General features: G+C 72.9%; 26 protein-coding genes. 13 read left to right on the top strand and 13 right to left on the bottom strand.

Annotation, left to right across the window (positions count from 1 at the left end):
• Window positions 1-6: 6 nt before the first annotated feature.
• The gene (locus OG361_RS22835; protein ID WP_405856282.1) at window positions 7-585 is read right to left on the bottom strand and encodes a Uma2 family endonuclease; all 579 of its coding nucleotides are present in this window, start codon (window positions 583-585) and stop codon (window positions 7-9) included.
• Window positions 586-710: 125 nt separating this feature from the next.
• Between OG361_RS22835 and OG361_RS22830 the strand changes: the two genes are divergently transcribed.
• The gene (locus OG361_RS22830; RefSeq protein WP_384569757.1) at window positions 711-2,351 is read left to right on the top strand and encodes a DNA repair helicase XPB; all 1,641 of its coding nucleotides are present in this window, start codon (window positions 711-713) and stop codon (window positions 2,349-2,351) included.
• Window positions 2,352-2,372: 21 nt separating this feature from the next.
• On the opposite strand, the gene OG361_RS22825 is transcribed toward OG361_RS22830, so the two are convergent.
• Complete coding sequence (locus OG361_RS22825) at window positions 2,373-2,666, bottom strand: hypothetical protein (protein WP_405856280.1); 294 nt, start codon at window positions 2,664-2,666, stop codon at window positions 2,373-2,375.
• A gap of 49 nt (window positions 2,667-2,715) precedes the next feature.
• Complete coding sequence (locus OG361_RS22820) at window positions 2,716-2,913, bottom strand: hypothetical protein (RefSeq protein WP_405856278.1); 198 nt, start codon at window positions 2,911-2,913, stop codon at window positions 2,716-2,718.
• A gap of 239 nt (window positions 2,914-3,152) precedes the next feature.
• Between OG361_RS22820 and OG361_RS22815 the strand changes: the two genes are divergently transcribed.
• The gene (locus tag OG361_RS22815; RefSeq protein WP_405856276.1) at window positions 3,153-5,195 is read left to right on the top strand and encodes a HelD family protein; all 2,043 of its coding nucleotides are present in this window, start codon (window positions 3,153-3,155) and stop codon (window positions 5,193-5,195) included.
• Entirely contained in the window at window positions 5,192-5,590 is a 399-nt protein-coding gene (locus OG361_RS22810; RefSeq protein WP_405856274.1) for a VOC family protein, read from the top strand. The genes OG361_RS22815 and OG361_RS22810 overlap by 4 nt, the downstream gene beginning before the upstream one ends.
• Before the next feature lie 74 nt (window positions 5,591-5,664).
• Here the strand turns inward: OG361_RS22810 and OG361_RS22805 are convergent, their stop codons facing one another.
• From OG361_RS22805 to OG361_RS22795, 3 genes are all read right to left on the bottom strand, one after another.
• Window positions 5,665-6,573, bottom strand: coding sequence for an aminoglycoside phosphotransferase family protein (locus tag OG361_RS22805; RefSeq protein WP_405856272.1), 909 nt, complete (start codon window positions 6,571-6,573; stop codon window positions 5,665-5,667).
• Window positions 6,574-6,780: 207 nt separating this feature from the next.
• On the bottom strand, window positions 6,781-7,479 hold the full coding sequence (locus OG361_RS22800) for a copper homeostasis protein CutC (protein ID WP_405856270.1): 699 nt from the start codon (window positions 7,477-7,479) through the stop codon (window positions 6,781-6,783).
• Between the two features lie 51 nt (window positions 7,480-7,530).
• A complete protein-coding gene (locus OG361_RS22795; protein ID WP_405856268.1) occupies window positions 7,531-8,538 on the bottom strand; it encodes a hypothetical protein in 1,008 nt (335 codons plus the stop codon).
• Window positions 8,539-8,735: 197 nt separating this feature from the next.
• Between OG361_RS22795 and OG361_RS22790 the strand changes: the two genes are divergently transcribed.
• From OG361_RS22790 to OG361_RS22780, 3 genes are all read left to right on the top strand, one after another.
• Window positions 8,736-9,023, top strand: a complete 288-nt coding sequence (locus OG361_RS22790; protein ID WP_405856266.1) for a heavy-metal-associated domain-containing protein — start codon at window positions 8,736-8,738, stop codon at window positions 9,021-9,023.
• Between the two features lie 489 nt (window positions 9,024-9,512).
• The gene (locus OG361_RS22785; protein WP_405856264.1) at window positions 9,513-11,789 is read left to right on the top strand and encodes a heavy metal translocating P-type ATPase; all 2,277 of its coding nucleotides are present in this window, start codon (window positions 9,513-9,515) and stop codon (window positions 11,787-11,789) included.
• A 93-nt stretch (window positions 11,790-11,882) separates the two neighbouring features.
• Window positions 11,883-12,164, top strand: a complete 282-nt coding sequence (locus tag OG361_RS22780; RefSeq protein WP_250766246.1) for a metal-sensitive transcriptional regulator — start codon at window positions 11,883-11,885, stop codon at window positions 12,162-12,164.
• A 32-nt stretch (window positions 12,165-12,196) separates the two neighbouring features.
• Here the strand turns inward: OG361_RS22780 and OG361_RS22775 are convergent, their stop codons facing one another.
• Window positions 12,197-12,352: a hypothetical protein gene (locus OG361_RS22775; RefSeq protein WP_405856262.1), complete on the bottom strand. Its 156-nt coding sequence runs from the start codon at window positions 12,350-12,352 to the stop codon at window positions 12,197-12,199.
• Window positions 12,353-12,436: 84 nt separating this feature from the next.
• On the opposite strand from OG361_RS22775, the gene OG361_RS22770 reads away from it, so the two are divergent.
• The 7 genes from OG361_RS22770 (at window position 12,437) to OG361_RS22740 (ending at window position 18,611) form a co-directional block, all read left to right on the top strand.
• Window positions 12,437-12,850, top strand: coding sequence for a BlaI/MecI/CopY family transcriptional regulator (locus tag OG361_RS22770; protein WP_384569794.1), 414 nt, complete (start codon window positions 12,437-12,439; stop codon window positions 12,848-12,850).
• Complete coding sequence (locus OG361_RS22765) at window positions 12,847-13,758, top strand: M56 family metallopeptidase (RefSeq protein ID WP_405856259.1); 912 nt, start codon at window positions 12,847-12,849, stop codon at window positions 13,756-13,758. The genes OG361_RS22770 and OG361_RS22765 overlap by 4 nt, the downstream gene beginning before the upstream one ends.
• Before the next feature lie 255 nt (window positions 13,759-14,013).
• The gene (locus OG361_RS22760) at window positions 14,014-14,385 is read left to right on the top strand and encodes a GNAT family N-acetyltransferase (RefSeq protein WP_405856257.1); all 372 of its coding nucleotides are present in this window, start codon (window positions 14,014-14,016) and stop codon (window positions 14,383-14,385) included.
• Between the two features lie 427 nt (window positions 14,386-14,812).
• Window positions 14,813-15,706 (top strand): SAM-dependent methyltransferase, encoded by an 894-nt coding sequence (locus OG361_RS22755; protein ID WP_405856255.1) that lies wholly within the window; start codon window positions 14,813-14,815, stop codon window positions 15,704-15,706.
• Between the two features lie 67 nt (window positions 15,707-15,773).
• Window positions 15,774-16,214: a Fur family transcriptional regulator gene (locus OG361_RS22750; RefSeq protein WP_384569804.1), complete on the top strand. Its 441-nt coding sequence runs from the start codon at window positions 15,774-15,776 to the stop codon at window positions 16,212-16,214.
• A gap of 99 nt (window positions 16,215-16,313) precedes the next feature.
• Window positions 16,314-17,330: a helix-turn-helix domain-containing protein gene (locus tag OG361_RS22745; RefSeq protein ID WP_405856253.1), complete on the top strand. Its 1,017-nt coding sequence runs from the start codon at window positions 16,314-16,316 to the stop codon at window positions 17,328-17,330.
• 201 nt (window positions 17,331-17,531) lie between these two features.
• A complete protein-coding gene (locus OG361_RS22740; protein WP_405856251.1) occupies window positions 17,532-18,611 on the top strand; it encodes a LuxR C-terminal-related transcriptional regulator in 1,080 nt (359 codons plus the stop codon).
• Between the two features lie 88 nt (window positions 18,612-18,699).
• Here the strand turns inward: OG361_RS22740 and OG361_RS22735 are convergent, their stop codons facing one another.
• The 6 genes from OG361_RS22735 to asnB all read right to left on the bottom strand — a co-directional run bounded on the left by OG361_RS22735 (window position 18,700) and on the right by asnB (window position 26,396).
• Window positions 18,700-18,951 (bottom strand): hypothetical protein, encoded by a 252-nt coding sequence (locus tag OG361_RS22735; protein WP_384569812.1) that lies wholly within the window; start codon window positions 18,949-18,951, stop codon window positions 18,700-18,702.
• A 216-nt stretch (window positions 18,952-19,167) separates the two neighbouring features.
• On the bottom strand, window positions 19,168-20,541 hold the full coding sequence (mshA, locus tag OG361_RS22730; RefSeq protein WP_405856249.1) for a D-inositol-3-phosphate glycosyltransferase: 1,374 nt from the start codon (window positions 20,539-20,541) through the stop codon (window positions 19,168-19,170).
• Between the two features lie 226 nt (window positions 20,542-20,767).
• Window positions 20,768-22,333, bottom strand: a complete 1,566-nt coding sequence (locus OG361_RS22725) for a class I tRNA ligase family protein (protein WP_405856247.1) — start codon at window positions 22,331-22,333, stop codon at window positions 20,768-20,770.
• Window positions 22,334-22,449: 116 nt separating this feature from the next.
• Window positions 22,450-23,196, bottom strand: coding sequence for an SDR family oxidoreductase (locus OG361_RS22720; RefSeq protein ID WP_405856245.1), 747 nt, complete (start codon window positions 23,194-23,196; stop codon window positions 22,450-22,452).
• Window positions 23,197-23,287: 91 nt separating this feature from the next.
• Window positions 23,288-24,241, bottom strand: coding sequence for a PrpF domain-containing protein (locus tag OG361_RS22715; protein WP_405856243.1), 954 nt, complete (start codon window positions 24,239-24,241; stop codon window positions 23,288-23,290).
• A gap of 337 nt (window positions 24,242-24,578) precedes the next feature.
• On the bottom strand, window positions 24,579-26,396 hold the full coding sequence (gene asnB / locus OG361_RS22710) for an asparagine synthase (glutamine-hydrolyzing) (RefSeq protein WP_405856241.1): 1,818 nt from the start codon (window positions 26,394-26,396) through the stop codon (window positions 24,579-24,581).
• Between the last annotated feature and the right edge of the window lie 93 nt (window positions 26,397-26,489).

Below are 26,489 nucleotides of genomic sequence, written 5' to 3'. Positions count from 1 at the left end.
CGCCTCCTAGCGCCTCTGGCTCACCAGGGCGCCGGGGTCGAGCTTCAACGGGAAGGGCGCTTCGACGAGCGTCTCGCGCCCGGCCTCGGCGACGAGCCGCTCCACGTAGCGGCCGTCCCGCAGCTCGGAGACGATCAGTGCCGGTTCGGGCTCCAGCTCAAGACGCCACAGGTGCTCGATGCCCGCCTCCGCGTAGTACGGCGGCTTGAGCAGGCGGTCCGTCCGGCGGCCGGAGGACGACGGCGAGACGATCTCGACGACGAGCAGCACGGCGTCCGCGTCGCATGTCACCGGGTTCTCCGCGGCGGCTGCCGCCTCCACCACGACGATGTCGGGGATGAAGAGTCCGTCGGGCAGGACGACGTTGACGGCTTCAAGGACCTCGGCCGGCGCGCCCGCCGCCTCGATCGCGGCATCCAAAAGCGACGCCAGCCGGAGCGACGCCCGCTGGTGCTTGAATCCCGGAGCCGGTGACATCAAGAGTGCTTCCCCCATCAATTCGCGACGCTCACCTCGGTCCTCCCCCAGTGCCAGGACCTCCTCTATCGTCCAAGGCCCGTAATGCGGATCGTGAGCAACGCTCATCTCGCCACCTCCTCAGCAGGAATCCGTCGCCTTCAGTGTGGCAGCCCCTGCCGACAACGGCCCCGCATCAGGCAGACTGGAGGATTGGCCGTCGTCTGAGCGGCCCGGGAAGGATCTGATCGCGCGTGAACGGGCCGCTCATCGTCCAAAGTGACAAGACACTGCTCCTGGAGGTCGACCACGAGCTCGCCGAGGCGTGCCGTCGGGCCATCGCGCCCTTCGCCGAGCTGGAGCGGGCTCCCGAGCACATCCACACGTACCGGCTGACCCCACTCGGGCTCTGGAACGCGCGGGCCGCCGGGCACGACGCCGAGCAGGTCGTCGACGCGCTCGTCGAGTACTCCCGCTACCCCGTGCCGCACGCGCTGCTCGTCGACATCGCCGAGACCATGGACCGGTACGGGCGGCTCACGCTCTCCAAGCACCCCACCCACGGGCTCGTCCTGACCAGCACCGACCGGCCCGTCCTGGAGGAGATCCTCCGGTCGAAGAAGGTGCAGCCGCTGGTCGGGGCGCGGATCGACCCGGACACCGTCGCCGTGCACCCCTCCGAGCGCGGGCAGATCAAGCAGACGCTGCTGAAGCTGGGCTGGCCGGCCGAGGACCTCGCCGGGTACGTCGACGGGGAGGCCCACCCGATCGAGCTCGCCGAGGACGGCTGGAGCCTGCGGCCGTACCAGCGGCAGGCCGTCGACGGCTTCTGGCACGGCGGTTCCGGGGTCGTCGTGCTGCCCTGTGGCGCCGGAAAGACGCTGGTCGGGGCCGGTGCCATGGCGGAGGCCAAGGCGACGACGCTGATTCTGGTGACCAACACCGTCTCCGCCCGGCAGTGGAAGAGCGAGCTCGTGAAGCGGACCTCGCTCACCGAGGACGAGATCGGCGAGTACAGCGGGACGAAGAAGGAGATCCGGCCCGTCACCATCGCCACCTACCAGGTCCTCACGACCAAGCGGAAGGGCGTCTACCCGCACCTGGAGCTCTTCGACTCGCGGGACTGGGGCCTGGTCGTCTACGACGAGGTGCACCTGCTGCCCGCGCCCGTCTTCAAGTTCACGGCCGATCTGCAGGCGCGGCGGCGGCTCGGTCTGACCGCGACCCTCGTCCGGGAGGACGGGCGCGAGTCGGACGTCTTCTCGCTGATCGGGCCCAAGCGGTTCGACGCGCCGTGGAAGGAGATCGAGGCGCAGGGCTACATCGCGCCCGCCGACTGCGTCGAGGTCAGGGTGAACCTGACCGACTCCGAGCGGCTCGCGTACGCGACGGCCGAGCCGGAGGAGAAGTACCGCTTCTGCGCGACGACGGCGACGAAGCGGAAGGTGACGGAGGCCCTGGTGAAGAAGTTCGAGGGGCAGCAGATCCTCGTCATCGGGCAGTACATCGACCAGCTCGACGAGCTCGGCGAGCACCTCGACGCGCCGGTCATCAAGGGCGAGACGTCGAACGCGCAGCGGGAGAAGCTCTTCGACTCGTTCCGTACGGGCGAGATCAGCGTGCTCGTGGTGTCGAAGGTCGCGAACTTCTCGATCGATCTGCCGGAGGCGACGGTCGCGATCCAGGTCTCGGGCACCTTCGGCTCGCGGCAGGAGGAGGCGCAGCGCCTGGGCCGCGTGCTGCGGCCGAAGGCCGACGGGCACCAGGCGCACTTCTACTCGGTGGTCGCGCGGGACACGATCGACCAGGACTTCGCGGCGCACCGGCAGCGGTTCCTGGCGGAGCAGGGGTACGCGTACCGGATCGTGGACGCGGACGAGCTGCTGGCTCCGTAGGGTGCGGGGCGGTCTGCGGGCTCAGTCCATCAGTGCGAGGAACGGGCCCGCGATCGCCAGGCAGTACTGGGCGATGACGAGTCCCCGGCGGGGCACGATCAGGGCCGCCACGCCCGCTACGGCTCCTGCGGCCAGCGCCCAGAAGCCGGCCGCGATGAACACGCCGCCCCCGCCGTCGCCCCGGACGGCGTCGCGGAGGGTGATCATGAAGGTGGCCACCAGGCAGGCCACGAGGAACAGCAGGCCGAAGCTCGCTGTGACGCGCAGGGTGAAGGGGGTCGGGCCGGTGGTGTCCGGGGTGGTGGTCGTCTCCATGTCCTGATCACATCAGGTCCGACGGGGCGGCGGCCAGGCGTTCGCGTACTCAGTCGGGGCCCGGTGCGTACTCAGGGCGGGGGTTCCTGACGCCGGCCCCGGGCGGGCCGTAGTCGCCGAGGAGGACGACGCCGGCCGCGGCGCCGCCGAAGGCTCCTATCGCGCGTATCGCGCGGAACGCCGTGGCGAGGGGGCGGGTGCGGGGTCGGGGGACGGTGGTCACGAGGGTGAAGGTCGTCGCGGTCATGCCTCCATGATGGAATCCGGACATTCCGAACACATCGGCCTGGGGTTGGAATCGGGGTCCCCCTTACGTCGGACCCCGTCCCCTACGGGTACGCAGGGGTGAAAACGATTCGCCCCGCCCACCCGCGCGGAGTTACACTCGCCAGCTTCCCCGCCTCCCTCCGTGGAGAGCCGCCGCCCGGCCGGAAACCGGCGGCCACCTCGTCGTGTCCGCGTATCCACCTGCTCGGAGGCTTCACCGTGCCCGTTTCCGATCCCGTGCCCGATCCGCTCTCGCGCGAGCGCGCCCATCTGACCTCCTCCCGCGCCGCCCTGCGCGCGATGCGCGAGGACGTGGAGTCGCTCGACATCAAGGACGTCACGGCGAACTGGGTCAACTCGCTGGTGCTCGGGCGCCAGATCGAGGACCGGATCAAGGCGCTGGCGGACCTCGCCGACACCCCGCTGTTCTTCGGGCGGCTCGACTACCTGCACACCACGCAGGAGGGGCAGCGCTTCTACATCGGGCGGCGGCACGTCCACGACGCCGGCGGCGACCCGATGGTGATCGACTGGCGCGCGCCGGTCTCGCAGCCGTACTACCAGGCGTCGAAGAAGGACCCGCAGGACGTGGGACTGCGGCGGCGCTTCGGGTACACGGGCGGCGACCTCACCGCGTACGAGGACGAGCACCTCTCCGACCCGGCGGAGCTGGAGACGACGAGCCGGCTGCTCCAGACCGAGATCGAGCGGCCCCGCGTCGGCCCGATGCGGGACATCGTGGCGACGATCCAGCCGGAGCAGGACGGGATCGTCCGCTCCGGCCTGTCCGGGACCGTGTGCGTGCAGGGAGGGCCCGGCACCGGAAAGACGGCCGTGGGCCTGCACCGTGTCGCGTACCTCCTCTACGCGCACCGGGAGCGGCTCGCCCGCACCGGCACCCTGGTCATCGGGCCGAACCGCTCCTTCCTCCACTACATCGAGCAGGTCCTGCCTGCGCTGGGCGAGTTGGAGGTCCAGCAGGCGACCGTCGACGACCTCGTCGCCCATGTCGAGGTGCGGGGGACGGACGAGGCGGCGACGGCGGTCGTCAAGGGCGACGCCCGGATGGCGGAGGTGCTGCGGCGCGCGGTCCGTTCGCACATCTCGCTGCCGAAGGAGTCCCTGATGGTGGTGCGCGGCTCGCGCCGCTGGCGGGTGCCCGCGCACGAACTGGAGGAGATGGTCAGGGAGTTGCAGGACCGGGACATCCGGTACGGGGCGGCCCGCGAGGCGCTTCCGCAGCGGATCGCGCACGCGGTCCTGGTGCGGATGGAGCAGGCGGGCGAGGCGCCCGACGACCGGGTGCAGAACGCGGTCGCGCGGAACGCGGCGGTGAAGGCCGTCGTGAAGGAGTGCTGGCCCCTGGTGGAGCCGGCGAAGCTGGTGCTGCGGCTCCTCGGCGACCCGGAGTTCCTGGCGGAGCACGCCGAGGGGCTGCTCACCGAGGACGAGCAGAAGCTGCTGCTCTGGGCGAAGCCGGCCCGGAGCGTGAAGTCGGCGAAGTGGTCGGCGGCGGACGCGGTGCTGATCGACGAGACGAGGGACCTGGTCGAGCGGACGCACTCGCTCGGGCACGTGGTCATCGACGAGGCGCAGGACCTGTCCCCGATGCAGTACCGGGCGGTGGGCCGCCGGTGCACGACCGGTTCGGCGACGGTCCTGGGCGACCTGGCGCAGGGGACGACCCCGTGGGCGACGGAGAGCTGGGCGCAGGCGCTCGGGCACCTGGGCAAGCCGGAGGCGGTGGTGGAGGAGCTGACCGCCGGCTTCCGTGTGCCGCGCGAGGTGATCGCGTACGCCTCGCGGCTGCTTCCGCACATGTCGCCGGGGCTCGCGGCGGTGGAGTCGGTCCGGGAGAACCCCGGTTCGCTGGCGGTCCGGCGGGCGGACGGCCCGGAGGCCCTGGACTCCGATGTCGTCGCGGCCTGCGTCGAGTACCTGGCCCACGAGGGCTCGATCGGCCTGATCGCCGCCGACGCGCGGATCGCCCCGCTGGCGGAGGCGCTGACGGCGGCCGGTCTCGCGTACCTCTCCCCCGGTGAGGAGACGACCGCGGAGTCCCGGCTGACGCTGGTCCCGGCGTCGCTGGCGAAGGGCCTGGAGTACGACTACGTGGTCCTGGACGAGCCGGCGGCGGTCGTCGACGGCGAACCGGACGAGCGGACGGGCCTGCGGCGGCTGTACGTGGCGCTGACCCGTGCCGTTTCGGGCCTGACGGTCATTCACTCGGCCCCGGTTCCGGAGCAGTTGGGCGCCCTGTGAGCCCGGTCGGGGCCCTGCACCACGTCGAGCTGTGGGTGGGCGACCTGGAGAGCGCCGAGGCGAGCTTCGGCTGGCTCCTCGGCGCCCTCGGGTACGCGCCCTTCCAGCGCTGGGAGGGCGGCCGCAGCTGGGCGCTCGGCTCCTGCTACCTCGTCGTCGAGCGGTCCCCGGCCCGTACGTCGGACCGGCACGACCGGCTGCGGCCGGGCCTGAACCATCTCGCCTTCCACGCGGGCGATCGGGCCGCCGTCGACCGGCTCGCCGCCGAGGCGCCGGCGCACGGCTGGCGGCTGATGTTCGCCGACCGGCATCCGTACGCGGGCGGCGCGGGCGTCTACGCGGCCTACCTGGAGAACGCGGACGGCTTCGAGGTCGAACTCGTCGCCGCCGACTAGGCATGTCCGGCCCTGATCCGCCGGACAGGCCCTGGCGGTTGGTGGGTGTGCTGGTCAGGAGGCGGCGTACGGGTTCAGGCCACGAATTCGGGCAGGGCCTCGGACCAGGTGCGGTGGGCGACGGAGGCCAGGACCGGGTTCTTGCCGCGGTAGTAGTGCTCGGTCACCAGACCCCAGCAGAGGGCCCAGCCCCGGCCGCGCGCCCAGGTGGCGTCGTCGACCCGCGCGGCCTCGCGGAAGAGGGGCCGGGTCTCGGCGGTGAGGAGCGTCCAGGCGGGCATGGTGTCGCAGGCCGGGTCCCCGACCCCGAGCCCGCCGAAGTCGATGACGGCGCTGAGGCGGCCGTCGCGGCCGAGGAGGTTGCCGGGGAGCAGGTCGCCGTGGATCCAGACGGGTTCGCGGTCCCACTGCGGGAGCGCGAGGACGGTCTCCCAGGCGGCGCTCGCGAGCTCCGCGTCGACGGTGCCGTCGGCGCCGAGGTCCCGGACGGCACCCGGCAGGGAGCCGTCCTCCCAGGCGGTGACCGGTCCGCCCCGGAAGGAGGCCGGTCCGCCGCTCGCGTCGACGGCGCGCAGGGCGGCGCCGAAGCGGCCCAACTCGACGGCGGCGTGGGCGAGATCGGTGAGCGGCTCGTCGAAGGCGTCGGCGCCGTCGAGCCAGCGGTAGACGGACCAGGGCCACGGGAACTCCGCGCCGCCCTCGGCCCGGCCCACCGGGACGGGGACGTCCAGCGGCAGGTGCGGGGCGAGCAGCGGCAGCCAGCGCTGCTCCTTCTCGACCTGGCCGGACGCGAAGGGGACGCGGGGCAGCCGTACGACGAGGTCGTCGCCGAGCCGGAACATCGCGTTGTCCGTCCCGGCCGAGTCCACCGCCGTCACCGCCAGCCCGGCCCACTCGGGGAACCGCTCGGCGACGAGCCGCTCGACGAGTTCGGTGTCGATGTCCAGCTCGTCGGGTTGCGTCGTGGTGGTGGTGGCTGCCATGACGGCGAGGCTAGCGACCGGCCCCCGCCCTGGCCACGCGATTTCCGGGGGGGGCGGGGGCGGGCCCGGGTCAGGGACCCGCGCCGGCCGGGCCCAGGGGCTCCGGGCACGGCCGCCGCCCCGGCTCCCCCCGTGCCCCGGCTCCCCCGTGCCCCGGCTCCCCCGTGCCCCGGCTCCCCCGTGCTCCGGCTCCCCCCGTGCTCCGGCTTACGCGTCGACGGCCTCGCGCCAGGCTCGTACCGCGTCGGCCGAGACCGGGGCGGTCCAGCCCTGGGGGCGGGCCGCGCCGCCGATGTGGAAGGCGTCGAGGCCCGCCGCGCGCAGTTCGGGGAGGTGGTCGAGGCGCAGGCCGCCGCCGACGAGGATCTGGGCCTCGTAGCCCGGCTCGCCCGAGCGGGCGGCCTCGGCCTTGAGGGTGGCCAGGCCGTCGTCGACGCCCGTCGCGGAGCCGGCCGTGAGGTAGGTGTCGAGGCCCGGCAGGTCCGCGAGTCGCTTGCGCATCCCGTCGCGGTCGGAGGCGCGGTCGATCGCCCGGTGGAAGGTCCAGCGGGCGCCGTCGAGGACGGCGACGAGCCGTTCGACGGCGACCAGGTCCGGTTCGTCGTCGGGGGTGAGGAAGCCGAGCACGAACTCGTCCGCGCCCGCCTCGCGGAGCTCCGAGGCGTGGGCCACGAGGGCGTCGATGCCCTTGGGGCCGCCGGCCGAGAATCCGTCGGCGTCCCTGAGCATCACGCGCAGCGGGATGTCGACGGCGGCGCGGATGGCGGCGAAGCCGGCCCGGGACGGGGTGAGCCCGTCCGCCGCCATGTCGGTGACGAGTTCGAGCCGGTCGGCGCCGCCGGTCTGGGCGGCGACCGCGTCTTCCTCGTCGAGGGCGATCACCTCAAGGACTGCACGGTTGCTCATCGAGCCCATTCCTCCATGAATGACGGCTACAGGTCTAGTCCATTGAACAGACTAGCCGTGCGCGTGACCTCCCGCATCGTGCGTGGCCTCACCGGCGGCGGGAACGTCCGACTTGGGCGCCGGCAGGGACGACTTCCCGCCACCCGCGGTGACCGTGAAGGCCGCCGTCCGCACCGTGCCCTGGTGCTGGAAGTCGAGGAAGAGACGGTACGTCCCCGCGCTGGGCGCCGTCGCGGTGAAGGATACGTCCGGGCCGGGACCCCCCTCGTTCGGGTGCACGTGGAGGTAGGCGAGGTCGCCGTCGCGCAGGGCGACGAGGTGTCCGTACGCGCCGAGGTAGGGCTCCAGGTCGGTGACCGGCCTGCCGCCCTTGGAGACGGTGAGCTTCAGCTCGCCGGCCTTGCCCGGGTCGAGCGTGCCACCGAGCCTGACCTGGTAGCCGTCGACGGTGGCGGTCGGGGCGACGGCCGGCATCGGCTTCGGGGCGTACGCGCCGGGCACGGAGAGGTCGGCGCCGAGCGTGATGCCCTTGGCGCCGGGGGCGGCGGGCTTGAAGTCGGCGAAGGCCTTGTAGCCGCCGGCGGCGGGCAGGTCGACGGGGGTGGTCCAGGTGCCGTCCGCGGCCTTCACCGGGTGCAGGTGGCGGAAGACGGTGAGGTCGCGCGAGGCGACGATGAAGTGCAGTTCCTTGCCGTGTTCGGTGGTGAAGGCGGTGACCTTCTTTCCGGCCACGTCCTTGATCGAGAACTTGAGGACGCTCTTGCCGGCGGCGGGGGTCGGCGTCTCCAGGGCGAGGGTGTAGCCGCCGTCGGAGACCTGGAGCCCGCCGGGGAGGTTCGCGGCGGCGGCGGGGGCGGCGGCGGTCGCGTCCTCGCCGTGTCCGGCGTGGCCGTCGCCCGCCGCGGCGCTCTCGGAGGGAGCGGGTGCGGCCGCGTGGTCGCCGTGCTCGGCCTTCTTCGGCTCCTCGACGGGGCCGACTCCCGTGCCGACCCCGTACGCGGCCCCGAAGGTCGCGGCGAGCGCGGCGGCATAGGCAGTGATCTTCACACCGGTGTTCATGGCTGCTCTCCCGATACGTGGGGTGGATACCCGGGGTGGCGTGGTAGCCGTTCGATGCACTTCACCATACCCCTGGGGGGTATCAAGTCAAGTCGGGGATCCGCTTGCATCGGATACCGGAGGGGGGTATACATGGACTCACAACCGGATACCCCCCGAGGGTATCTCGCCCGGAGGAACCGACCGAGGAGGAAGCCATGGGCTCCTGCTGCACCCCTGACAACAGCTGCTCGACCAGCACCACCGACACGGCCACGGTCGCGGTCGCCGAGAGCACCGTGACCGTCTACGCCGTCTCCGGCATGACGTGCGGCCACTGCCGGACCGCGATCACCAAGTCCGTCGGCGCGCTGGACGGCGTCATCTCCGTGGACGTCGACGTCGACGGCGGCCTGGTGACCGTCACCACCGGCGGCGAGCCGGACGACACCGCGATCACCGCCGCCGTCGACGACGCGGGCTACGAGCTGACCGGCCGCGCCTGAGCCGCCGCCGGGCAGGACCGACACCCCACCGGCGTCCCCCGTCCCCGGTACCCGACGGTCCGCCCGGCAGGCGGCCCACCGCCCGCACCACCCCGGCCGCCGGGACCCGCCCACCACGCCCGGGTCCCGGCCCCCGCCCCGAACCCCTGACGATCCCGGCCGCCGCGAGCGCCTTCCCTGAGCGGCGCGCACGAGCACCGGCGAGTGAGCCGAAGGGCGCGCGGGTGTCGAAAGGGAGAGCGCGCGCAGGCCCCGAGGAACGAGGGGCCGAGCACGGTCGACCGTCGACACACGCATCAGGCGCCCGGAGGCGAACCGAGCCCCAAAAAAGGGGGACCGGCGAGTGAGCCGAAGGGCGCGCCGGGGGAACAGGGACGAGCGCGCGGAGCCTCCCGAGGAACGAGGGAGGCGAGCACGGGCGGCCCTGTGAGCCCGGCTCAGGCGCCCCGGAGGCGAACCGAGCCCAAGAAAGAAAGAGGAGCAGTACTCATGACAACGACGACACCCGGCACGGCTCAGGTCGAGCTCGCCATCGGCGGCATGACCTGCGCCTCGTGCGCGGCCCGGATCGAGAAGAAGCTCAACCGCATGGACGGGGTCGAGGCCACCGTCAACTACGCCACCGAGAAGGCGAAGGTCACCTTCGACGCCGACATCGACGTCGCCGCGCTGATCGCCACCGTCGAGGCCACCGGTTACACCGCCGCCGAGCCCGCGCCGCCGAAGAGCGAGACGCCCGGCGCCCCCGAAGGTCCCTCGGACGAGGAGAAGGCCGACGAGGAGCTGCGGCCCCTCAAGCAGCGGCTGGTCACCGCAGTCTCGCTCGCCGTGCCCGTCATCGCGATGGCGATGATCCCGGCCCTGCAGATCGAGTACTGGCAGTGGCTGAGCCTCACGCTCGCCGCGCCGGTCGTCGTCTACGCCGCCTGGCCCTTCCACAAGGCCGCCTGGACCAACGCCAGGCACGGCGCGGCCACCATGGACACCCTGATCTCGGTCGGCACGATCGCCGCGTTCCTCTGGTCGCTGTGGGCGCTGTTCTTCGGGACCGCCGGTACGCCGGGGATGACGCACCCCTTCGAGTTCACGATCGCCCGTACCGACGGCGCCGGGAACATCTACCTGGAGGCCGCCGCCGGCGTCACCGCCTTCATCCTGGCCGGCCGGTACTTCGAGGCCCGCTCGAAGCGCAAGGCGGGCGCCGCGCTCAAGGCGCTGATGCAGCTGGGCGCCAAGGAGGTCACCGTCCTGCGGGGCGGCCAGGAGGTCACCGTACCGACCGCCGACCTCCAGGTCGGGGACCGTTTCCTGGTCCGGCCGGGCGAGAAGATCGCCACCGACGGCACGGTCGTCGAGGGTTCGTCCGCCGTGGACGCGTCCATGCTCACCGGCGAGTCCGTCCCGGTCGAGGTCTCGGTCGGCGACGCGGTCACCGGCGCCACCCTGAACGCCGGCGGCCGTCTCGTCGTCGAGGCCACCCGCGTCGGCTCGGACACCCAGCTCGCCCGGATGGCGAAGCTCGTCGAGGACGCGCAGAACGGCAAGGCCGCCGCCCAGCGCCTCGCCGACAAGATCTCGGCCGTCTTCGTGCCCGTGGTCATCGCGCTCGCGCTCGGCACCCTCGGCTTCTGGCTCGGCACCGGCCAGGGACTCACCGCCGCGTTCACCGCCGCCGTCGCCGTCCTGATCATCGCCTGCCCCTGCGCCCTGGGCCTGGCCACCCCGACCGCCCTCATGGTCGGCACCGGCCGCGGCGCCCAGCTCGGCATCCTGATCAAGGGCCCGGAGGTCCTGGAGACCACCCGCAAGGTCGACACGATCGTCCTCGACAAGACCGGCACCGTCACCACCGGCCGGATGACCCTCATCAAGGTCCACACCGCCGAAGGCGACGGCGCGGTCAGTGAGCACGACGTGCTGCGTCTCGCGGGCGCCCTGGAGCACTCCTCCGAGCACCCGATCGCCCAGGCCGTCGCCACCGGTGCCGCCGCCAGGGTCGGTACGCTCCCCACCCCCGAGGACTTCGCCAACATCCCCGGGCTCGGCGTGCAGGGCGTCGTCGACGGTCACGCCGTCCTCGTCGGCCGCGAGAAGCTCCTGGAGGAGTGGGCCATGGCCCTCCCGGCGGAGCTCAAGGCGGCCAAGGACACGGCCGAGAAGGCCGGCAAGACCGCGATCGCCGTGGCCTGGGACGGCCGGGCCCGCGCGGTCCTGGAGGTCGCCGACGCCGTCAAGGAGACCAGCCCGGAGGCCATCCGGCGGCTGCGCGCCCTCGGTCTCACCCCGATCCTGCTCACCGGTGACAACAAGGCCGTCGCCGAGGCCGTCGCCGCCGAGGTCGGCATCGACGAGGTCATCGCGGAGGTCATGCCGCAGGACAAGGTCGACGTCGTCAAGAAGCTCCAGGCGGAGGGCCGTTCGGTCGCCATGGTCGGCGACGGCGTCAACGACGCCGCCGCGCTCGCCCAGGCCGACCTGGGCCTGGCGATGGGCACCGGCACGGACGCCGCGATCGAGGCCGGCGACCTGACCCTCGTACGGGGCGACCTGCGGGCCGCGGCGGACGCGATCCGGCTCTCCCGCAAGACCCTCGGCACGATCCGCTCGAACCTCTTCTGGGCCTTCGCCTACAACGTGGCCGCCCTGCCGCTCGCCGCGGCCGGACTGCTCAACCCGATGATCGCGGGGGCCGCGATGGCCTTCTCCTCGGTCTTCGTGGTCGGCAACAGCCTGCGCCTGCGCGGCTTCCAGGCCGCCGACAAGTGACGTGACACCGGAGTGAAGTGCCACCGAAGTGAAGTGACACCGACAGCGACGTGCCGCCGAGAAACGATGTAGCGATGTGACGGGGAGACTGCCGTGGCCGGTTACGGACAGCACAAGGAAGACATCATCAGACGCCTGAGGCGGATCGAGGGCCAGGTCAGGGGCGTGCAGCGGATGGTCGACGAGGACGTCTACTGCATCGACGTCCTCACCCAGGTCTCCGCCATCAACGCGGCCCTCCAGTCCTGCGCGGTGGCCCTCCTGGACGAGCACCTCAGCTGCTGCGTCACGGAGGCCATCGCCCAGGGCGGGGATCAGGCGAAGGTGAAGGTGAGCGAGGCGTCGAAAGCGATCGCCCGGCTCATCCGGACCTGACGAAGTATCGGGAAAGAAGAGCCGAAGCGGCATCAACCGCTCTTGCTCGAAGGACAGCCGGCGGACAGCTTGACGCTCAGGCGGAGGCAGAGCCCGAGCACCCGCCGGAGGAGCAACAGCTCCGCGGAAACGGGCAGACCGGGGCCGCAGACCTTCGGGCAGGGGCGGTTCGTCATGTGGGTCGACATCCCGCCATCGTACCCCCGGGGGGTATACCAGAGCGGAGGAAGCGGCCCGTACGATGAGCGCCGCCCAGGGGGAAGGGGATCCACGTGCGTCGGCTGGGAGAGCTGGAAGCCGAGATCATGGACCGGCTGTGGGCATGGCAACGGCCCGCCACCGTCCGCGAGATCGTCGACGACATCAACCGGGGACGCCGGGTCGCCTACACCACCGTCATGACGGTGGCGGACATACTGCACCGCAAGGGCTGGCTCCGCCGCGAGAAGGCGGGCCGGGCCTGGCTGTACGAGCCCGTCCGCAGCCGCGAGGAGTACACGGCCGGCCTCATGCGGGACGCCCTCGGCGACAGCCAGGACCGGCCGGCCGCCCTGCTGCGGTTCGTCGAGGTCATCTCGGACGAGGACATGGCCGCCCTGGACGCGGCCCTCCGCACCGCCCGGGGTGACGGCACCGGGCAGGACGGCACACCCCGCGGCGCCCGCCGCGACGGCGGTGCCGCGTGAACCACCACGCGCTCGTCCCGCTCGGGCTCGTCCTGCTCACCGGCTGCCTCGTGCCCTGGCTCGTCACCCGGGCCCGCTGGGCCCAGCAGGCGCCCCGGCTCGCCCTCGCCGTCTGGGCCGCCTGCGGCGCCGTCTTCGCGGCCGCGACCGCCCTGCTCCCCGCCCAGCTCGTCCTGTCGACCGAGAGCAGCCACCACGTCACCGACATGGCCCTCACGCTCCGGCCCCCCACCCTCGACCAGCTGCTCACCCTCGACGGCCGCGAGCAGCTCGCCCTCGCGATCGGCCTCACCGTCCTCTCGCTGCCCGCCGCCGCCTTCGTACGGAGACTGGTACGGGCCCGGCGCGTGCGCATGCGGCACGCGGGGGTGCTGCGGCTCGTCGGGCGGTACGACCCCGCACTGCGGGCCACCGTCCTCGACGACGACCGCCCCGCCGTCTACTGCCTGCCGGGCCGCTCGCGCCGGGTGGTCGTCTCCTCCGGCGCGGTCCACACGCTGACACCCGCCCAGCTCGCGGCGGCCCTCGCGCACGAGCGGGCGCACATCAGCGGGCGCCACCACCTCCTGGTCGCGGCGACGGAGGCCTTCGTGGCCGTCTTCCCGCGGCTCCCGCTCGCACGGCACGGTGCCGCCGCCGTACCGCTGCTCCTGGAAATGGCGGCGGACGACCGGGCGTTGCGGCGATGTACGAGGGACGCGCTCGCCACCGCGCTGTACGCGCTGGCATCGGGACGGGCGCCGCGGTCGGCGTTCGCGGCGGGCGGTCCTTCGGCGGCGCTGCGGATGCGGCGCATCCTCACTCCCTACAGCGCCGGACACCCGGTCCTGCGCGGACTGTGCACCATCGGGGCGGCGACGCTCGCGATGACACCGCTGGTCATCGCCTGCTGTTCCTTCCCTCAATAATTTACCCAGTCACCGTCGGACCCCCCGAACACCGCTATTTACTAAGCGAATTCGTAGATTTCGCATCGGTCACGGGCAACTTAATTCACCGCTATTGTGGGTATGTTGGGGCTCAGGCTCGGCACGTCGAAGGGTACGAAACCAATGCAGCTGGCTGGCGTTCGCACGGCTGCGGCCGGCGATGCGGCGACGATATCCAGGCTGCTCGCCGACGTCATTCGGAGCAGCTACGCCGGAATCCTGGATGAAATCCCGATGCGGCGGCTGATCTCGGCGCAATGCGCACTTCCCCGCATACGAGCGGAAATTGAAATTCCGGGAGGCGCGCCCGGCTGGCTCGGCTGGCTCGTCGCGACCGACACGGAGGGCGCGGTCGTCGGCGTCGCCGCGGGCGGGGTGCCCGTACCGGGCGAGGGCGAGGTGTACGCGCTGGCCGTGGCGGACGGCTCCCGCCGCCACGGGGTGGGTACGGCCCTGCTCGCCGCGGCCACGGACCGGATGCGGAGCTACGGGGCCCACGACCAGCGCGTCGAACTCCCGGCGGACCCCGACCCGGCGCTCCCCTTCTACACACACATGGGCTTCGGCCCACTGTCCCCGCGCCGCATAAGCCGCTCTCTCTTTTAAGGGCTCGGTTCGCCTCCGGGGCGCCGAAGCCGGCGGAACAGCCCCGCACCGTGCTCGCCTCCCGGGTTCGACCGCCGCGCGGGCTTGCGGGGCGCGCTGGAGGGACCCCACCGAGCACCCGCCACCCCCAGGACCCGGCGAGTGAGCCGAAGGGGCGCGCCGGGGGAACAGCCCCGAGCGCGCGGAGCCTCCTGAGGAACGAAGGAGGCGAGCACGGTCGGGGCTGTGAGCCCGGCTGAAGCGCCCCGGAGGCGAACCGAGCCCTCAAAAAAAAGGGGGCTGGCGGATCCACGCCATCGCGTGTTCACGCAGCCCGATCCGGTGGATCGGCGCTCCCCGCCAGGTCAGGATGGGTCCAGCGGCGCGGTCCCGGCGGCACGGGTTCCTCGTCCGGACGGCATGGACCGAGCGAGCCCCTGGAGGAGCGATGCACACACCGAGCGGCACTTCCCTGCCCGTCGTGCCCGCAGTGCTCGCGCCGGTCCTGCCGTCCCGATACGAGCGGGAGCGCAAGCCCGTCCCCGGAGCCGGCGTCCGAATCAAGTCCGACACCCTTCCCGGGCTCGAATCGGTCGCCCCCGCCGACGAGAGCTCCGTCTGGCTGCACGACACCCTGCTCGGCCCGCACAGCGCGGACATCGTCCGGTACCTCAGCCTCGCCCGCTCCACCGGCGGACCCGTTCTGGACCTCGGCTCCGGCGCCGGGCGGCTCGCCGTCCCGTTCGCCCGGCACGGCTTCGCCGTGGAAGCCGTGGACCGGGACGCCTCGGCCCTCGAGCGCCTCGAAAGCTGGGCCCGCCGGATCGGTCCGCAGGTCGCCGGGCTCGTCGTCACCCACCGGGCCGACCTCACCGACCTGCGGCTCGAAGGGAGTTACCGGCTGGCGCTCCTCGCGGGCGCGATGGTCACGGCCGTCCCGCCCGCGCGCCGGCCGGCGCTGCTGCGGGAGGTCGCGTCCCACCTGGAGACGGGCGGGGCGCTCGCCCTCGACTACACCGCGCACCAGCTGCCCGGGCTGATCGCGGAGCCGCAGCGCACCTGGGCCTTCCAGGTGCCGCGCTTCGACGGGATCGACGAGTGGGTGGTGGCGCGCCAGGTCTTCGACCTGCCGTCGATGAGCGAGCGGATCACCTACTACACGGCCCGTACCGGCAAGCTCTCCACCGAGCGGGTCGTGCTGACCACCGACAAGTGGATCGTGGACCCCGAGCGGCTCGCCGCCGAGCTGCACTCGGCGGGCCTGCACATCGAGGGCCGGCGACGCCACCGGATCGACGAGCGGACCGAGTCCGTCCTGCTGGTGTGCAGGACGGACGACTGACGAGGTTGACGAGCAAGAGGTACGATGCCCACAAAAGTTTGAGCCGACCAGGTGGCGGGCGGAGAAGATGGCAGTCGTGGAAGAGCTGACGGGCCGCGAGGCGGTGATCCAGCGCCTGCGCGACGTGGGGCTGCGGGTCACGGGCCCGCGCCTGGAGGTGCTCACGGTGCTCGCCGCCGGCGGCCATCTCGACGTCGAGGCGATCACCACGACCGCGCGCGAGCGGCTCGGCACGCTGACCAGCCAGGCCGTGTACGAGATGCTGCGGCACTTCCAGGAGACCGGCCTGGTCAGCAAGTTCGACCGCCCCGGCCTGCCCGCCGTCTTCGAGATCTCCGGTCCGGCGCACCAGCACGCGCTGTGCGTCGTCTGCGGCCGCGTGGAGAACGTCGACATGGCCGCGCCGAAGCCGCCCCGGGGCGGCCTGCCCGAGTGGCAGGTGGAGGACGCCGAGATCGTCTTCAAGGGCCTGTGCCCCGACTGCCGGGCGAGCGCACCCGCCGCCTGAGCTGCGGTGAACTCAGTGCGTGTCGTTCGATTTTGTGGCAGGGTCTAGCGGGGCGATTCAACAGGGTCCAGGTGGGATCCGAGGGGAGTCTGCTGCGCCGTGTCCAGAAACGCCGCCGTGGCCCGTGCGGGCAGCGAACAGGCCCTCGCCGTGTACCAGGAGCTCCGCACCCGTCCCGGGGCGACCTTCGACGAGGCCGCGGACCGGCTGGATCTCTCCGCCGAGGAGCGGGAGCGATGTCGTGACGAACTCGTCTCCTTAGGACTGACCGCCCCCCAGGACCCCGTGGCCGTCGTCGACCCCGATGTCGCCCTGCTGCGGCTGCTGCGCCGGGAGCGCGACCGGCTCCAGGAGCGGCTCGCCGCCACCAGCCGCGCGCACACCGCACTCGAAGCCCTCGCCGGACCGTTCCTTCGGGCGGGGGCCACGCCGCGCGGCGAGATCGAGGTCGAGATCGTCGACGACCCCCACCGGATACGGCGCAGCCTCGCGGATCTGACGGACTCCGTTCGTACGGCCGTGCACTTCATGCACACCGGCTCCGTCCGCCGCGAGGAGCTGCCGGGCGAGCTGGCCCAGGACCGTCTGTGGGCCGAGCGCGGGGTCCGGGTCCGCGCCATGTACAGCCGGCGGGCCGCCTCGGTGCCGGAGACGGCGCAGCACCTGGAGGAGCGTGCCGCGCTGGGCGTGGAGGTGCGGTTCGCCTCGGTCGTCCCGATGAACATGGTCCTCGCCGACGAGAACTTCGCCCTCCTGCCGACCGATCCGCACGACCTGTCCTCCGCCGCGATCCTCGCGCGCGGCCCCGGCCTCGTCCGCTCCTATCTCGCCCTCTACGAGTACTGCTGGACGGCCGCCGCCCCGTACGGCGAGGAGGAGGCGGCGGAGAAGGGCGGCGACGGGCTCTCCGAGCAGCAGCGGGCGGCGCTGCTCATGCTCGCCTCGGGCATCAAGGACGAACAGATCGCCCGCAATCTGGGCGTCTCGCTGCGGACGGTGAGCCGGCTCCTCTCCGAGGTGATGCACGAGCTGGGGGCGGCGAGCCGTTTCGAGGCGGGCGTGAAGGCGTCCCGGCTCGGCCTGCTGGACGGGGAGGTCGCCGAGCGGGGAGCGTAAGGGCGGGATACCACCGAGGAGTTCGAATGGCGCACGATGGATGTCCGATCGGTCGGATCGGCATGACGGACGGCCGCCCAGCCGTGTGACAGGGTGACGGCGGCGCGACTCGAGGGAACAGGGGGTCACTTCGCCTTGATCACCACCGGCGGCGGTACGGGGAACGGAACCGAGCGCTCGGAAGGCTCACCCGATGCTGTGGTGAACCTCTACCAGGAGCTGCGCAGACGCGGGGTGTCGAGCCTCGGCGAGGTGGGCGCCCACTTACGGCTCTCGCCCGAGCAGTACGAGCGATGTAGGAACGAACTGACGGACCTCGGACTCATCGTGCCGACCAACCCCGCGCAGCACGGCGCCCGGTCGGAGCTCCGGGCGGGGCTCCGGGACGGCGACGTCAATGGCGACGGCAGTGGCGGCGGCGACAGCGGCGACGGCGGCGACGGCGGCGGCGGACCGCAGCAGGACGGCGACACGGTCGCGGTGATCGACCCGGAGATAGCGCTGCTCCGGCTGCTGCACCGGGAGCGTGAGCAGCTGCGCGAGCACCTCGACGAGGCGGACCGCGCGTACGGCACGCTGGAGACGCTGGCGGGGGCCTTTCTGCGGGCCGGTTCCCTCACGCGCTCGGACGCCGATGTGGAGCTCCTCAGCGACTACCGCCGGATCCAGCAGGTCCTCGAGGACATCACGGACGTCATCCAGCACAGTCTGTCGTCGATGCACCCGACGTCGCTGGTCCGCGAGGTGGCGGAGCGGGTACTGAGCCGCGACCGGCGGCAGATCGAGAACGGGGTGCGGGTCCGCGCCATGTACAGCGAGCGGGTCATCTCCACGCCGGAGGTGGCGGAGCTGCTGCGGCGCCGGGTCGAGACGGGCGTGGAGGTGCGGATCACCCCCGCCGTCCCCATGACGATGATCATCGCCGACGCGCAGTTCGCGATGGTCCCGGTCGATCCCGCGGAGCCGATGGCGGGCGCGGTACTGGCCCGGGGGCCGGCCCTGGTCCGCTCGTACATCGCCCTGTACGAGCACTGCTGGCACACGGCGTCGCCGTACGGGGACGGTTCGACGCCCGAGCAGGGCGGGGACGGGCTCTCGGAGCAGCAGCGGGCGGCGCTGACGATGCTGGCCTCGGGGATGAAGGACGAGAAGATCGCGCGGGGGCTCGGGGTGTCGCTGCGGACGGTGAGCCGCATGCTGTCGGAACTGATGCAGGAGATGGGCGCTACGAGCCGGTTCGAGGCCGGGGTGCGGGCTCATCGGCTCGGCTGGGTCGACTGAGCCCGGGATTTTCGTCCGGCCGGCATGGAAAAGGCTCCGCGGTCGCCCTTTACGGGCGGCCACGGAGCCTTTTCGGATTCCCGACGGCTCAATTGGCAGATATCGGCGCCGGGGGGATCTTGTTCCACTCGTTTCCGTTGGACGGAGACGGCGTGGGGGTGGGGGTCGGGGTGGCGGTGGTCGCGTCGGCGACTCCGTCGGCCACCACGTGCTGGGGGGCCGAGACCGCGTTCGGGGCCGTCGCCAGCGCAGCGCCGCCGGCGACGGCGATACACGCGGCCGCGGCGAGGGCGACCTGACGGACGATCTTGCGCATCCCCGTGGCGTGCTCAGCAGACATGATTCCTCCAGGAGTTGGAATGTGAATTCCGCCTTCGGGGGCCCGTGCCGCCGGGCGTTCCCTGAAGACATCTCCATTCTGTCCCCGCCCCCGATTCCGATCCAGGGATTGTCTCTGCGTGGACCCGCCATGGCGTGGATGCGTCAATACGCCTCTCCCTCAACGGAATTGAGAGATCCGGAGCTCTCCATATCTTTGGTCGAACCAAAAGAGGTGCTAGACTTGAGCTACGGCCTTCTCATTCCTCCAGGAGAGAGGGGCCGCCGGGGCAGGGGCGTGCCGCCGCCCCTGCCCCACCGCCCGTCCGGCCTCCGGCCCCTCCCCCGGGGTGGCCGGCCGGCGCGACTCCGCCAGCGCCCCCCGGTACACCTCGACGGTCCGGGTGGCGGACGCGCGCCAGCTCATCCCGCGCGCATGACGGACCGCCGCCTCCCCCATCGTCTCCACCGCCCTCGGATGCGCCGCGAGCCACCGGAGGCGCCGCGCGTACTCCACCGGGTCGTGACCGCGCACCAGAAGCCCCGTCACCCCGTCCCGCACCGCCGTCTTCAGCCCGCCGACCGCCGCCGCGAGCACCGGGGTCCCGCAGGCCTGCGCCTCCAGGGCCACCAGGCCGAAGGACTCGCTGCGCGAGGGCACCACGAGCACGTCCGCCGCCCGGTACCAGTCCGCCAGGCGTGACTGCGGTACGGGAGGGAAGGCCCGCAGCACGTCGGTGACCCCCAGCTCCCCCGCCAGCTTCCAGGCCGTCCCCTCCCGGGTCGCGCCCGAGTGGCCGCCCACCACCGGCACCAGGAGCCTGCGGCGCAGCTCCGGCTCCTCGCGCAGCAGCTCGGCGACGGCCCGTACGAGCACGTCCGGGCCCTTCAGGGGCTGAATGCGGCCCGCGTAGAGCGGTATGAACGCGTCGGCCGGCAGGCCCAGTCGGGCCCGGGCCGCCGCCCGCCCTCCCCCGGAACCTCCGGCCCGGGAGGTGCCCCCGGCCGGGTGGAAGGTCCGCAGGTCGACCCCCGGCCGTACGACCTCGGTCCGCGCGGCCTCCGCCCCGTACAGCGAGCGCAGCGCCTCCGACTCGTCGGCGGTGTTGGCGATCAACCGGTCCGCGGAGGACACCACCTGGTGCTCGCCCCGGACGCGGAGCTCGGGCTCGGGGGTGTCGCCCTCGGCGAGCGAGGCGTTCTTCACCCGGGCCAGGGTGTGCGCGGTGTGCACGAACGGGATCCGCCAGCCGACCGAGGCGATCCGGCCCGCCTGCCCGGAGAGCCAGTAGTGCGAGTGGACGAGGTCGTAGCGCCGGTCCTCCTTGAGCAGCGCCAGCGAGAAGGGCACGACGAGATCCGGCATGGCCTCCTTGGGCAGCGGCCCGCGCGGCCCGGCCTGCAGATGGCGCACCCGCACCCCCGGGGCGAGCTCGACGAGCGGGGGCAGGCCCTCGCCCCGGCAGCGGGTGAACAGGTCTACCTCCACGTCCTGTTCGGCGAGGGCGCGGGAGAGTTCGACCATGTAGACGTTCATACCGCCGGCGTCCCCCGTCCCGGGCTGGTGGAGCGGGGAGGTGTGGACGCTGAGCATGGCGACGCGCAGGGACACGTGGGGCTCCTGTGGAGTGGGGGGCCACGTGTCCCTGCGCGTCGCTCGCGCGCACGGTCACGCGGCAGGGTGGGTGAGGGTGCGGGGCGGTACGGGTCGTACGGCAAGGTGCGTCGGTGCGGGGCGGTACGGGTCGTACGGCGAGGTGCGTCGGTGTGGGGCCGTACGGGTCGTACGGCAATGTGCGTCGGGACAGGTCGTACGGCGGTGCGTCGGTGTGGCGGGCTCAGAAGCCGAAGACCGGGCCCGAGGGCGGTGCGAGCCTGGTCCCCGGGAGGGGGCCCGTCAGCGCCTGCCAGTCGACCGGCCGCCCCGGCGCCACCTGGAGCGCCGCCGCGAGCCGGTCGGCGCCCTCCGGCATCACCGGCCGCGCCCACGCGGAGAGCGCCGACGCCACCGCCAACTGGGCGGCGAGTGCCGGGAGATGACGGCAGGAGGTGCTGGGCCGGCACCGCTCGTGGGCGTTGACGTGGCCGAAGTCGGCCACCGAGCGGACCATCTCGTCGAGGACGGCGACCGCCCTGCGCGGGTCGAAGGCGTCGGGGCCGTACGCCTCGCGCAGATCGTCCACGGCCCGGTGGAGCCGCCGCTCCAGGATCTCCCAGCCGGTGCCGCCCGGCAGTGCCTGCGGGGCGAGCCCGCCGCACTCCTCCCGTACGGAGGTGAAGAGCCGGGAGAGCCAGCTGTTCCAGCTCTCGTCGAGCTCCCGGCGGGCGGCGGCGAGCCGCTCCCGGTGGAAGACGGTGCGGCGCCCCAGGGGGCGGGCCTGGAGGACGTGCCGGCGCAGGGTGTCGGAGCCGTACTCGGTGAGGAGGTCGAGCGCCCAGACGTTGCCCTCCTGGACGCCCTCCTCGATGACGTACGACTCGTTGACGTTGAAGTCCTGCGGCAGCTTGATGTCCTGCGCGAGGAGCAGCACCGGCAGCAGCACCGCGTGGCAGAAGGCGTGCCCGAAGCCGCAGAAGTGGATGGCGCGGCGGGGCAGCGGGCCCGTGACGTCGTAGCCGAAGAGGTGCATCGCGGCCGCCTCGAAGCAGCCGTCGATCCGGTGCTCGGGGAAGCCCTCGACCGGCACCGGAAGGCCCCACTCGGCCGGGTGGCCGACCGCGATGTCCGGCAGCCCGTCCTCCACGAGCGACTCGCACAGGGCCGCGAGCCGCGGCGGGAGCCCGGCCGTCGCCCAGTACTCGGCGAGCGTCTCCCGGAAGGGCTCCAGGGGTACGTACAGCCGGCGGCAGCGGCGGGCCACCGCCGGGGTGTCGCAGACCGCGCAGCGCGCGGAGATGAGGTCGCCGCCGTCGTTGGGGCGGGCGCACTCGTGGCACATGCCGCCGTCGCTGACCGCGCCGCAGTGCGGGCAGCTGCCGGTGGCGTGCGCCCCGTACAGCCAGCGGTCGCAGGGCTCGCAGTAGGGCAGCAGGCGGGTGCGCGGGGCGATGACCCCCTGTGCGAACAGCCGGCCGAAGAGGTCCTGCACCCAGCGTCCGTACCCCTTGTCGCGCCGGGGGCGCACGATGTGGTCGAACTCCACGCCCGAGCGGAGCCAGTCGGCGGTGATCGCGGCGCGGTAGCCCTCCGCGACCTCCTCCGGCTTGCGGTTGTGGCGCAGCGCCCGGACCTCGACGGAGCTGGCGTGGTCGGCGGTGCCGGTGGTGAACCGGACCGCCTCCCCCTCGGCCCGCAGGTAGCGGGTGAGGACGTCGGCGGCGACGTACGGCCCGGCGAGGTGGCCGATGTGGAGTTCGCCGTGGGTGGCGGGAGGGGTCGCGGTGATCCAGACGGGGGTGCTCATGGGACCTCCTTGACGCTGTGGTGCGGTGGGCTTCAGCGGGTCGCGGTGGGCGTGCGCGCTGTCGGCGCAGGGCGGTCAGCGGGGTCGACGGGTCGGGGTCGGAGGAGCCCGAGGCGTCAGCGGGGCTCGAAGTGGAAGGAGCGGATGAAGCAGTCGCGCGGCTGCTCGACGGCGTAGACGACGCACTCGAAAAGGGCCTGGGTCGTCAGCTTCTCGTCGGGCGCTATTCCGTCCGGATTCGATCCGTCCCATTCCGCGAATCGCGGATCCGAGGTGGAGAAGTCGGGCGGGAAGAGCGAGAACACCCGGACCCCGGAGGGCCGCAGCCTGCGCGAGAGAATGTCGGCGAATCCGGCCTGCGCGCTCTTCGCCGCCCAGAAGGCCTCGTGGGCGACGCCCGCGGTCGCCGCGGAGGCGCCCTCGGCGTCGCGGACGGCGACCATGTTGACGATGTCGGGGCGGAGCGAGCCGCGCAGCAGCGGCAGGAAGTGCTTCACCATGAGGACCGTGCCGCCGGCCGTCGACTCGATCGTCTCGACGATCTCGGCGTCGCTGGCCGCCTCCAGGTCCATGCCGTCGAGCCAGCGGGCTCCGTTGTTGACCAACAGGTCGACCCGGTCGGTGCGTTCGCCGACCCGGGCCGCGAACTCCCGGATCTCGGCGGGCCTGCTCAGGTCGCAGCCGAAGGCGTGGATACGGTCACGGGCGGAGCCCATGACTTCGGCGCGGGTGCGTTCGGCGGCTTCGACGGTCCGCGCCGAGACATAGACCTCGGCGCCGAGATGCGCGAATCCGACGGCGAGCGCGCGACCGAAATAGCGGGACGCTCCGGTCACGACGACACGCAGATTCTCGAATTTCATGTGTGTCTGCTCTCTCCACGGATACCGATTGCCGGTCCATTTCAGCGTGGCAGAGAAAGGACGGCGGAGGCCCGGTGAGAGGGGTGCGCGTTCACGCCGTTGCGTGGATACGCCACGGCAGTTCCAGCCTGCCGAGAACCTCGGCACGCTTGTGGTGGACACGGACGCGGTCGGGTGCGGCGGAGACGGTGACCGTACCGCCGGGGGTGCGGACGGGGCCGTGCGCGGCGGGGACGACGGTGCCGTCGAGGGCCCCGGCGGCCGCGAGGGCGGCGGCGCCGGTGAGGGCGAGGCGGGGGTGCCAGCCGCCGACGGTGAGGGCCCGGACGGAGAGCCCCTCGGGCCCGGCGGTGAAGGCGGCGATCTTGGGGAGTGCGGAGTGCGGCGGGTGCCCGAGGAGGCGGGCGGCCTCGGCCCGGAGCGCGAGGAGCCGGTCCTGGAGCGCCTCTTCGGACTCGGACTCGGGAAGGTGCCGGGCGTCGACGAACACGTACGGATTGCCGTACCGCACGAGCGACACGGGCACCCCGTCCAGAACGTCGACGGGCCGGCCGGTGGGGAGAGTGCCGGGGGCGGTCGGAGCTTTGAGGAAGCTCAGCGTGTACGCGTCCTCGCGGGGCTCGCGCTCGCAGAGCACGGTGTCGCCGGTGGTCACGGCGCGGACGGTGACGGGTCCCGGGCGGCCGTCGGCGACGACACAGGCGAGAAGGGAGTGGCCGCATCCGGCGCGGAAGTCGAAGACACCGCCGGGGAGGGCCTGCACGAAGCGGTAGTCGAGGGTGTGGCCGGGGCGGGCGGCGGGGCCGTAGAGGGCGATCTTGTCGACGTCGGCGTACGCCGTCCCCGAGAGCGCGTGGCGCAACCGCGCCAGCTCACCGCCGAGCGCGAGCGCGCCGACCGGCAGTTGGTCGAGGCGCAGGACGAGGGTGGGCCCGGGCGCGTCCTCGGCACGCACGACGGTGGCGCGGACGGTACCCGTGGGGCAGACGGTGTCTGTGGCGCGGACGATGCCCGTGGGGTAGCCCCCGTAGTCCGTTGTGGGCATTCGTTCCGCCGGGGCGATGGGGGTCCCCCCGGACGAAGTCTGGGGGAGGGTGGGCACAACGGACGGCGCCTTTGCGGGCGCCTCCGCCCCGAGCACCCCGCACCCCGCACCCGCACCCCGCACGGAAACGGCACCGCCGTCGTGGGCGCCGTAGGTACAGGGAGCGGAGGCGCCCGCAAGGGCGCCGTCCCGTGTGCCCACCCGTCCCGCCCCGGCGGGACGCATGCCCACACGGCCGGGCCGGAGGTCGGCGGGGACACCGCCGGACACGGGACCCGGCGCGGGTTCGGGACGCCCAGCCGTCGGCGCGGGTTCGGGACGGGGAGGTCCCGGGATTTCAGGCCGCACAGCCCACCGGGATCCGCATGCCCTGTACGACCTCCGTCCACAGCTCGTGGACGGCGAGGCCCCAGAGGGCCAGGGCGTCATGGTGCGAGGGGCGTTCGAGCTGGCGCGCGAGGAGCCTCTGCACCCGGTCGGCGCGGACCTTGCCGCCGAGGACGAGCCGGGCCGGGGAGAGCAGCTCGCGGACGGTGTCGAGGAGCGGGCTGCCGGGGGCGATCATCGCCGCGATGGGGAGCGTGAAGGGCTGCTTGGGCCGTCGCAGGACGGGCGTGGGCAGCAGCTCGGCCCCGGCCTCGTACAGCGCCCGCTTGCCCGTCCGCGCCGCCGTCGGCAGGGCACGGGCGTGGGCGACGACGGAGGGCTGGCAGAAGGGCATCCGGGCCTCGACGGCCCAGGCCATGGAGAGGTGGTCGACGCGCCGCAGGTGGTACGCGGGGAGCCGCCAGCGGGTCTCGAAGGCGGTCATCGCGGTGAGCCGGTCCTCGCCGACGGCCTCGGCGGAGCGCAGCTCCTGCTCGATGCGGTCGGCGGCGGAGCCCTGATCGGCGATGTGGGCGCGGTAGTTGGCGGTGTAGAGGTGATCCCGCAGGAGGCGCGGCGCGGCGGAGAGCGCGTCGGCGTAGGCGCCGGCCCAGTCGGCGCCGGCGGGGGCGGCGAGCGCGTCGCGCATCCGGTCGTAGCCGCCGAAGAGTTCGTCGGCGCCGTCGCCGGCGAGCGCGACGGTGAAGCCGTTCTGGCGGACGGCGCGGAAGAGCGCGTACGTGGAGAGGGCGATGGGGTCGGCGTTGGGCTGGCCGAGGTGGCGGACGGTCCGGGTGAGGAGGGAGGGGAGCTCGTCGGGGTCGACGGAGACCTCGTGGTGGACGGTCCGGGCGCGGCGGGCGACGGAACGGGCGTACGCGGCCTCGGAGTCGGGCCACTTGCCGCGGTAGGTGAGGTGGAAGGTGTGCAGCGGGGGCGCGTCGGTCTCGCGGGCGTGCTCGGCGGCGAGCGCGGTGACGAGGCCGGAGTCGAGGCCGCCGCTGGTGATCGCGCAGACGGGCACCTCGGCCTGGGCGAGCCGCCGGACCTCGTGGCGCAGGACGTCCTGGGTGTCGTCGAAGGGGGTGGCGGGGCGGGTGCCGCGGTGGGGGCCCCGGCGGCGTACGACGGGAGCGGCACCGGGCCGCACGACGGCGGTGGCGCCGGGCGGCAGGACGCTGATGCCGTCGAGGGCGGTGTGCGCGGAGAAGGAGGTGCGGGTGGCGAGGACGGTGTCGAGGGCGTCGTCGCGCGGGGAGATCCGTACCCCGTCGAAGGCGAGGAGGGCGGGGATCTCGGAGGCGAAGCGGGTGGAGCCGTCGTACGGGTCGTGGTGGAGGTGCACCGGCTTCATGCCCATGTCGTCGACGGCGAGGACGAGTTGGGCGCTGCCGGGGCGGAGGTCGAGGACCGCGACGGCGAACATGCCGTCGAGGTGCTCGGCGAAGGCGGGGCCGTACTCGGCGTAGAGCGCGGGGAGCACGGTGCCGTCGCAGAGGTCGGGGAACCGGTGGCCGCGGGCGGCGAGGGCGCGGCGCAGTTCGGCGTGGTTGTAGATCTCGCCGTTGAGCACGGCGAGGATGCCGGGGAGGTGCGGCAGCCGGTAGGGCTGCCGGCCTCCGCACGGGTCGGTCACGGCGAGCCGGTCGCAGCCGAGCGACCAGCCCGGCCCGCTGAGCACCTGGTGCTCGTCGGGGCCGCCGTGCCGCTGGCGGGCCGAGACCGCCGAGAGCTCGGCGGGGTCCGGGCGGTCCGCTCCCGCGGCGAAGGAGCCGAGAATCCTGCACATGGCGGTCGCCTCCGAATCCGAAGTCACTGTCCATCACACACTGGACACACTGGTCGAACCCAATGATTTGAATCTACCAAGTTTTTGAATGGC

Origin of the sequence: Streptomyces sp. NBC_00090, from assembly GCF_045160815.1 — a bacterium.
In the GTDB taxonomy this organism is placed as follows: domain Bacteria; phylum Actinomycetota; class Actinomycetes; order Streptomycetales; family Streptomycetaceae; genus Streptomyces.
This window is presented reverse-complemented; position numbering and strand designations above follow the sequence as displayed.